This window comes from Actinomycetota bacterium, assembly GCA_030776725.1.
GTDB lineage: Bacteria > Actinomycetota > Nitriliruptoria > Nitriliruptorales > JAHWKO01 > JAHWKW01.
Genome location: JALYHG010000280.1, coordinates 1 through 8028 on the forward strand (window position 1 = coordinate 1; position 8028 = coordinate 8028).

An 8028-nucleotide genomic window follows, 5' to 3' on the forward strand; every position below is an offset into this window, starting at 1 on the left:
GCCTTCGAGCACTGGGAGAAGTGGACGCTGACGCCCAACCGCTGGACGTGCGACGGGGACCGCTGCGTGGTGGAGGTACACAACTACGCCATCTGCGGTGAGACCGGGAAGGTGCGTGAGACCGAGGACTGCATCGTGTTCGTCGTCCGTGACGGCCGGATCGCCGAGATGGACTTCTACTTCGACTCCGCCGCCACCCGCGATGCCAACACCCGCGACCCGGTCCCTGTCGGGCTGAGGCCCGCCTGACGGCCCGTTTGACCGAAGCAGCCGGACCGGAGACCATACGTTGGTAGGCGCCGGCCGAACGGCCCGCGTCCGACCGTCGGGGTTGACGCCACCGGTGTCACGAGGACGGACCCGGGACCAACGACGAGCCACGGAACCGGCCACGGAACCGGATCGACGCAGATCGTGGAGGACACATGCGTCACGCGACGATCATCGAGCTCACCCGGCGGGTACCCGGGCGGCTCGTCGTCGTGACCTAGTGTCCGCTGCGGTCGCAGAACGCGCGGACCTCCCGGAGCGGGAGGTCCGAGTCGTTCGAGGACGAACGAAGCAGGGGAGGCACCGACCATGCAGGTGACGGGCGCCCAGGCCGTGATGCGCAGTCTCGAGGAGCTCGGGGTGGAGGTCGTGTTCGGCTTGCCGGGCGGGGCGATCCTGCCCGCCTACGACCCGCTCCTCGACTCGTCGGTCCGCCACATCCTCGTCCGCCACGAGCAGGGCGCGGTCCACATGGCCGAGGGCTACGCCCACGCGACCGGGAAGGTCGGCGTGACCATCGTCACGTCGGGACCAGGCGCGACCAACCTCGTGACCGGCCTGACCGACGCGCTGATGGACTCGGTCCCGGTCCTCGCGATCACCGGGCAGGTCCCCACCGCCGCGGTCGGCTCGGATGCCTTCCAGGAAGCCGACGTCACCGGCATCACCATGCCGTGCACCAAACACAACGAGATGGTCGCCCAGCCCGAGCGCATCCCCGGCGCCATCAAGGAGGCCTACCACATCGCCGGGTCGGGTCGACCCGGTCCGGTGCTGGTCGACATCCCCAAGGACGTGCTCAACGCCACGCTGGAGTGGGGCTGGCCCGAGCATCTCGACCTGCCCGGGTACCGCCCGACCATCCGCGGGCACGGCAAGATGGTCCGCGACGCCATCGACCTGATCTCGCGGAGCCGACGCCCCGTCGTGTACGCCGGCGGAGGGCTCGTACGGGCGGGAGCGGAGCAGGAGGTGCGCGAGCTCGCCGACCTCCTCGAACTGCCGGTCGTGACCACGCTGATGGCGCGGGGCGTGTTCCCTGACCGTCATGAGCTGTGCCTGGGGATGCCGGGCATGCACGGCGAGTGGACTGCGGTCATGGCCATGCAGGAGGCGGACCTGCTGATCGCGCTCGGCGCCCGCTTCGACGACCGGGTGACCGGGAAGCTGTCAGCGTTCGCCCCTCACGCGCGGATCATCCACGTCGACATCGACCCGGCCGAGATCGGGAAGAACCGCCCCGTCGACGTCCCGATCGTCGGTGACGCGAAGGTCGTGGTCGGCCAACTGGTCGACATCGCACGGAAGGCGGGTGACGCGGCCAAGCCGGACACGGCTGAGTGGCGCGCGCAGCTGCGCACGTGGCGCAACGAGCACCCACTGCGTTGGGAACAGGACGACGCCGGCCCGTTGAAGCCCCAGACCGCGATCCGGGCGATCGGGGAGCGCTTCGGTGACGAGGCGATCTACGTGGCCGGTGTCGGCCAGCACCAGATGTGGGCGTCGCAGCTGCTGGCGTTCAGCGCGCCACGGACGTGGATCAACTCGGGCGGGTTGGGGACGATGGGCTTCGCGGTCCCCGCTGCGATCGGCGCGAAGGTCGGCCGACCGGACCGGCGCGTCGTCGCGATCGACGGTGACGGCTGCTTCCAGATGACGTTGCAGGAACTGGCGACGGCGAAGCAGCACGACATCCCCGTGGTGTTCGCCGTGATCAACAACGGGTTCCTGGGCATGGTTCGCCAGTGGCAGGAGCTGTTCTACGACGGTCGGTTCAGCGAGGTGGAGCTCCCCCCGGACCTGCCCGACCTGGTCAAGCTCGCCGACGCCTACGGGATCCCCGGTTTCCGCGCCTCGACGGTCGCGGAGATGGTCCCGATCCTCGACAAGGCGTACGAGATCACCGACCAGCCGGTCCTGATCGACGTGCGAGTGGACCCCACCGAGAAGGTGTTCCCGATGGTGCCTGCCGGGTGCGGGAACGACGAGATCATCGAGTCCGCCGACGAGTGGTGGGCCCGCCAGGCCGCGCAGCGACAGGGGCACGACAGGTGATGAAGAACCACACCATCGCCGTGCTGGTCGAGAACAAGCCCGGTGTCCTCGCGCGGGTCGCGGGCCTGTTCAGCCGCCGCGGGTACAACATCCACTCGCTCGCGGTCGGCCCGACCGAGGACCCGCGGGTGTCGCGGATGACGATCGTGGTGGGGGCCGAGGCGATGCACCTCGAGCAGGTCACCAAGCAGCTGAACAAGCTGATCAACGTGCTGAAGATCGTGGAGCTCGAGCCGGAGTCGGCGGTCGGCCGCGAGCTGCAGCTGGTCAAGGTCACCGCCGAGCAGGCGGATCGCAGCAAGATCATCGAGCTGGTCGACGTGTTCCGGGCCAAGATCGTCGACGTGGACCACGAATCGATCACGATCGAGGCGTCGGGCGCCCCCGAGAAGCTGAACGCGCTGCTGCACCTGTTGGAGCCGTTCGGGATCCGAGAGATGGCCCGCACCGGTCAGATCGCCCTCGCGCGGGGCAGCCGGTCGATCACCGACGGCAGCAAGCTACGCCTACAGCGGATCGTGTAGGTCGTCGTGGCGGCCAGCGCCCACGCGCCGGTCATCGCTCTCGACCACGTCGCGGTCGTCCGTGACGGCCGGCCGTTGCTGGCGGACATCACGTGGACGGTGCAGCCGGGGGAACGCTGGGTGGTCCTCGGCGCCAACGGCTCCGGCAAGTCGTTGCTGCTCCGCCTGGCGAGCACATACCTGCTCCCCACGCGCGGGCGGGCGTGGGTCCTGGGACGGCGGGTCGGCGGCACGGATCTGCGTGACCTGCGGACCGGGATCGGGTACGTCAGCGCCACGCTGGCCCGCGACGTCGCCGACGCCGCCACCGCCCTGGACGTGGTGCTGACCGGGAAGGACGCGACGCTGCGGCGGTGGCGGCAGGAGTTCACTCCCGCCGAGCACGGCCGGGCCCTGGGCCTGCTGCGCGACGTGGGTTGCGGATCGTTGGCACACGTCGGTTTCGCGAGGCTGTCGGAGGGGGAGCGCCAGCGCATCCAGCTGGCTCGCAGCCTCATGGGTGAACCCCGCCTGGTCCTCCTCGACGAGCCCAGCGCCGGCTTGGACCTCCCCGGCCGGGAGCTGCTGATCGCGGCCTTGTCGCGCCTCGCCGACGACGCAGCGGTTGCGGGCGTCGTGTTCGTCACCCACCACGTCGAGGAGATCCCGCCCCGCTTCACCCACGCGATCCTGTTGCGGGAGGGTCGGATCATGGCTGCCGGCCCGATCGACGACCTCGTCACCGACGAGGCGCTGAGCACATGCTTCGGTGTTGCGGTCAGCGTTCAGCGGATCGGGGAGCGCTACGCCGCGGTGGCGGCGCGCTCGGCGCACGTCTCAGGTCCGTTGTAGACGTTCGGCGCCCCGCACGTTGCGGAGCAACGCCGGGTCGAGGTCCTCGCCGGTCAGGATGCTGATGCCGCCGTTGCGTTCGAACACGACCGCTCGTACGTGGTCCATCGACGATACGCCCTGCAGCCGGACCTTCTCGAGGAGGTCATCTTCTGAGAGGTGGGTGCGGTGCAGCGGCGGGGTGAGGAACTCGCCGTCGAGGAAGACCAGCACCGGAGGGTTGTCCAGGATCCGGCCCATCCACTTCAGACGGTTGCGGAGCATGCTGACGGCGGTCTCGGCGGCGAACAGCACCCCGAGGCCGATCACCCCCGCCAGCAGGGAGGTGCGCACCAGCACGACCCGGCCGACGATCGCCCCGATCGCGACGGTCACGGCGAAGTCGAACGTCGCAAGCGATGTGAGGCTGCGCTGGCCGAACAGCCGCGTGTACACGATGACGGCGGTGTACACGCCGAGGCCCGCGATGATGACCAGCCCGACCTCGGGCAACGTGATCCCCAGTTCATCGGTGAGCATGGCGGTCCTTTCCTGCAGGCGCGGCAGTGGCTCCTAGCATGCGTCGCTCGGCCGGTGCGGCCGCGCGCTGCCGACCTGATCCGGAGGACACACGATGGCCACGATGTACTACGACGACGACGCTGACCTCACGCTCTTCGACGGGCACAGCGTCGCGGTGCTCGGCTACGGCTCGCAGGGCCACGCTCACGCCCGCAACCTCACCGAGTCCGGTGTCGACGTGGTGGTCGGCCTGCGCCCCGACTCGCGTTCGCGGCAGCGTGCCCAGGAGGCGGGGATCGACGTCGCAGACACCGATGTGGCGGCCCGTCGGGGTCAGGTCATCGCGATGCTCCTCCCCGACACCGAGCAGCGCCACGTCTACGAGCGTGACGTCGCCCCGAACCTGACCGCCGGTGACACCCTGCTGTTCGCACACGGGTTCAACATCCACTTCGCCCAGATCACCCCACCGCCGGAGGTGGACGTCGTGATGGTCGCGCCCAAGTCCCCCGGGCACCTGGTGCGCCGCACATACGTGGAGGGCAACGGCACCCCGGGACTGGTCGCCGTCCATCAGAACCCCACCGGTCGGGCTCGGGATGTCGCCCTGGCCTACGCCAAAGGCATCGGGTGCACCCGCGCGGGGGTGATCGAGACGACCTTCGCCGAGGAGACCGAGACCGACCTGTTCGGGGAGCAGGCGGTGCTGTGCGGGGGCGTTTCGAACCTGATCCAGAAGGGCTTCGAGACGCTGATCGAGGCCGGGTACCAGCCCGAGGTCGCCTACTTCGAGTGCCTCCACGAGCTGAAGCTGATCGTCGACCTGCTGTACGAGGGCGGCTTCCAGCGGATGCGGTACTCGATCAGCGACACGGCTGAGTACGGTGACTACGCGTGCGGGCCACGGGTCATCGACGAGGCGACCAAGGAGCGCATGAAGCAGCTGCTGGCCGAGATTCAGGACGGGTCGTTCGCCCGGCGATGGATCGAAGAGGACGACCGGGGTCGGCCGTGGTTCAACGCAGAGCGGGATCGGCAGCTGGCACACCCGATCGAGGACGTGGGCAAGCGGCTGCGGGCGATGATGAGCTGGTTGCCACAGCCGGAGGACTGATGATCAACCCGTTCCACAGCGTGGGTCAGCGCCAGGAGCGCCCCGCCCGACTGCGCCGCTCGTGCCTGGCGGTCCCCGGGTCCGACGAGAAGATGTTGAGCCGGTCCGCCGAGAGCGACGCCGACCACGTGTTCCTCGACCTCGAGGACGCCGTCGCCCCCGACGAGAAGGAGTCGGCCCGCGCCAAAGTGATCGAGGCGTTGCACACCAACGACTACCGCGGGAAGGTCGTGGCGGTCCGGGTGAACGACGTGACCACCCGGTGGGCGTACGCCGACATCGTCGAGGTGGTGGGCCGCGCCCACGGCCGTCTCGACTGCCTGATGATCCCCAAGGTGCAGGACGCCGGGCAGCTGTGGTTCGTCGAGCACCTGCTCAACCAGCTCGAGGCGGAGCTGGGGGGGACGTCCGATGGTGGAGGGCACCGCGACCGGCTCGGGTTGGAGGTCCAGATCGAGACGGGGACCGGGTCGGTGAACATGACCGAGATCGCCCGCGTCACCGACCGGATCGAGACGCTGATCTTCGGCTCCGGCGACTACGCGGCCGACATGGGCATCCCCCAGCTGGACCTGGGCATGCTCGAGTCCGACTACCCCGGCTACCAGTGGGCGTTCGTCGTGGCGCAGATCGTGAACAACGCCCGCGCGGTCGGGTGCCAGGCGATCGACGGTCCCTACGGCGACTACGGCGACCCCAACGGGTACCGCGAGATGGCCACTCGCGCGAAGCTGCTGGGCATGGACGGCAAGTGGTGCATCCACCCGTCGCAGGTGGCGATCGCCAACGAGGTGTTCACCCCGACCCCGCGGCAGTTCGAGCACGCCCGCCGCCTCCTGGACGCGTACCGCGAAGCGATCGAGGCGGGGCGGGGGGCGGCGGCGTTCGAAGGGAAGATGATCGACGAGGCGTCGCGGAAGATGGCCGAACGGCTGGTCGCGCGGGGCCGCGCCGCCGGGATGGGCTGACCCGGCGTCTACGCTCGCCGTCATGGGACGTGAGCGCCCCGAGTGGGCCTTCCGGTTCGGGGCCCGCACGGTGATCCTGTTCGTCCGGTCGATGGGGTGGCGGCTGGACATCCACGGCATGGAGCACCTGCCGCCCACCGGCGGGGCGGTGCTCACCTTCAACCACCACAGCTACGCGGACTGGGTGATGTCCGCCTGGCCGTTGTACGTCCACCTCGGCCGGCCGGTGCGGTTCCTGGCCAAACAGGAGCTGTTCGAACGGCGCTCGGTGGGGTGGTTGCTCCGCGGCGCCGGTCAGGTGCCGGTCGCCCGGGCCAGCCGCGCCGGCCGGGCCGAGGCGTTCTCGGCGGCCGTGGAGCGCCTGCGCGGCGGCGAGGTCGTCGCGGTGGCGCCCGAGCAGACGATCTCGGAGTCGTTCGAGCTGCTGCCGTTCCGGACCGGTCCCGCCCGCATGGCCCGCGACGCCGGCGTGCCGCTGATCCCGACCGTGAACTGGGGGACACAGCGGTTCTCAACCAAGGGGCGCCGCATCCACCTGGTCCGCCGGATCCCCGTGCTGGTGCGGATCGGGGAGCCGATGCAGGTGCCAGGCGACGCGGACCTGACCGCGGTGACCGACCAGTTGCGCGCCACGATGGAGGAGATGCTCCACGACATCCAGGTGAGATACCCCGATGAGCCGACCCCTGGTGATGACTGGTGGGTCCCGGCGCGGCTCGGGGGGAGCGCCCCGCCTCATCAGGAGGTGCTGCGTCGCCACCGCGAACGTGAGGCCCAGTGGCACGGCAACGGCGACACCGATTAGCGGTGGTGCCGGCGCGGCTGCCAGGATGGCGCCTAAAGCCCTCGAAGGAGCGACGCGTGCTCAACGCAGCTGTTGCGAGCCGGCCGCTGCGGTCCAGGCGGTCGTGCCTGGCGGTCCCCGGCTCGTCCGAGAAGATGCTCACCAAGGCCCAGCACCTCGGCGCCGACCAGGTCTTCCTCGATCTGGAGGACTCGGTCGCGCCCGACGTCAAGCCCGCCGCCCGGGAGACGGTCGTGCAGGCGCTGCGCAGCGGCGACTGGGGCGGGAAGGTCCGGGTGGTGCGGGTCAACGACGTCTCCACCCGCTGGTGCCTGGACGACCTCATCCACGTGGTGTCCAACACCGGCCCCGAGATCCTCGACTGCGTGATGATCCCCAAGGTGGAGGACGCCGCGCAGGTCCACTTCGTCGATCACGTCCTGCGTCAGGTGGAGCTCGACAACGGCTGGGACGTGGGATCGATCGGGCTCGAGATCCAGATCGAGAACGCCGCCGGGTTGACCAACGCTGACCAGATCCTGGCCGCTTCCGACCGGGTCGAGACGTTCATCTTCGGGCCGGGCGACATGGCGGCGGCGCTGGGGATGCCCAGCTTGACGGTGGGGGCCATCCAGCCCGACTACCCCGGCGACCACTGGCACTGGGTGCTGATGCGCATCCTGGTCGCCGCCCGCTACGCCGGCGTCCAAGCGATCGACGGGCCCTACGCCCAGATCCGCGACGTCGACGGGTTCCGGGAGGTGGCCACCCGCAGCCGGCTCCTGGGCTTCGACGGGAAGTGGGTCCTGCACCCGGGCCAGATCGATGCCGCCAACGAGGTGTACGGGGTCTCCCAGGAGGTCTACGAGCGGGCGGAGGACATCGTCGCCGCCTACGCAGATGCCACCGGCCAACAGAAGCGGGGCGCGGTCATGTTCGGCGACGAGATGATCGACGAGGCATCGCGGAAGATGGCGGCGA

The 8028-nt window shown here is 69.8% G+C and carries 9 protein-coding genes; 8 read left to right on the forward strand and 1 reads right to left on the reverse strand.

Going from position 1 to position 8028, the window contains the following annotated elements; translation table 11 throughout:
- From M3N57_13455 to M3N57_13470, 4 genes are all read left to right on the forward strand, one after another.
- Nucleotides 1-249: hypothetical protein (locus M3N57_13455; GenBank protein ID MDP9023674.1), on the forward strand; the 249-nt coding region annotated here is incomplete at its 5' end.
- Between the two features lie 330 nt (nt 250-579).
- Nucleotides 580-2325, forward strand: coding sequence for an acetolactate synthase large subunit (locus M3N57_13460; GenBank protein ID MDP9023675.1), 1746 nt, complete (start codon nt 580-582; stop codon nt 2323-2325).
- On the forward strand, nt 2325-2849 hold the full coding sequence (gene ilvN, locus M3N57_13465; GenBank protein MDP9023676.1) for an acetolactate synthase small subunit: 525 nt from the start codon (nt 2325-2327) through the stop codon (nt 2847-2849). Before M3N57_13460 ends, ilvN begins: the two co-directional genes overlap by 1 nt.
- Nucleotides 2850-2855: 6 nt before the next feature.
- Nucleotides 2856-3680: an ATP-binding cassette domain-containing protein gene (locus M3N57_13470; protein MDP9023677.1), complete on the forward strand. Its 825-nt coding sequence runs from the start codon at nt 2856-2858 to the stop codon at nt 3678-3680.
- Here the strand turns inward: M3N57_13470 and M3N57_13475 are convergent.
- Complete coding sequence (locus M3N57_13475) at nt 3666-4199, reverse strand: DUF421 domain-containing protein (GenBank protein MDP9023678.1); 534 nt, start codon at nt 4197-4199, stop codon at nt 3666-3668. The two genes, M3N57_13470 and M3N57_13475, sit on opposite strands and share 15 nt — an antisense overlap.
- A 94-nt stretch (nt 4200-4293) precedes the next feature.
- On the opposite strand from M3N57_13475, the gene ilvC reads away from it, so the two are divergent.
- The 4 genes from ilvC to M3N57_13495 form a co-directional block, all read left to right on the forward strand.
- Nucleotides 4294-5295 (forward strand): ketol-acid reductoisomerase, encoded by a 1002-nt coding sequence (gene ilvC, locus M3N57_13480; GenBank protein ID MDP9023679.1) that lies wholly within the window; start codon nt 4294-4296, stop codon nt 5293-5295.
- Nucleotides 5295-6263, forward strand: coding sequence for a CoA ester lyase (locus tag M3N57_13485; GenBank protein ID MDP9023680.1), 969 nt, complete (start codon nt 5295-5297; stop codon nt 6261-6263). The genes ilvC and M3N57_13485 overlap by 1 nt, the downstream gene beginning before the upstream one ends.
- 22 nt (nt 6264-6285) lie before the next feature.
- Nucleotides 6286-7068: a 1-acyl-sn-glycerol-3-phosphate acyltransferase gene (locus M3N57_13490; protein ID MDP9023681.1), complete on the forward strand. Its 783-nt coding sequence runs from the start codon at nt 6286-6288 to the stop codon at nt 7066-7068.
- A 134-nt stretch (nt 7069-7202) separates the two neighbouring features.
- A partial coding sequence (locus tag M3N57_13495) for a CoA ester lyase (protein MDP9023682.1) occupies nt 7203-8028 on the forward strand: 826 nt, incomplete at its 3' end.

Coding starts and splice junctions, on each gene's coding strand:
- M3N57_13460 (MDP9023675.1), top strand. CDS start 580: ATGCAGGTGACGGGCGCCCAGGCCGTGATGCGCAGTCTCGAGGAGCTC.
- ilvC (MDP9023679.1), top strand. CDS start 4,294: ATGGCCACGATGTACTACGACGACGACGCTGACCTCACGCTCTTCGAC.
- ilvN (MDP9023676.1), top strand. CDS start 2,325: ATGAAGAACCACACCATCGCCGTGCTGGTCGAGAACAAGCCCGGTGTC.
- M3N57_13475 (MDP9023678.1), bottom strand. CDS start 4,199: ATGCTCACCGATGAACTGGGGATCACGTTGCCCGAGGTCGGGCTGGTC.
- M3N57_13485 (MDP9023680.1), top strand. CDS start 5,295: ATGATCAACCCGTTCCACAGCGTGGGTCAGCGCCAGGAGCGCCCCGCC.
- M3N57_13490 (MDP9023681.1), top strand. CDS start 6,286: ATGGGACGTGAGCGCCCCGAGTGGGCCTTCCGGTTCGGGGCCCGCACG.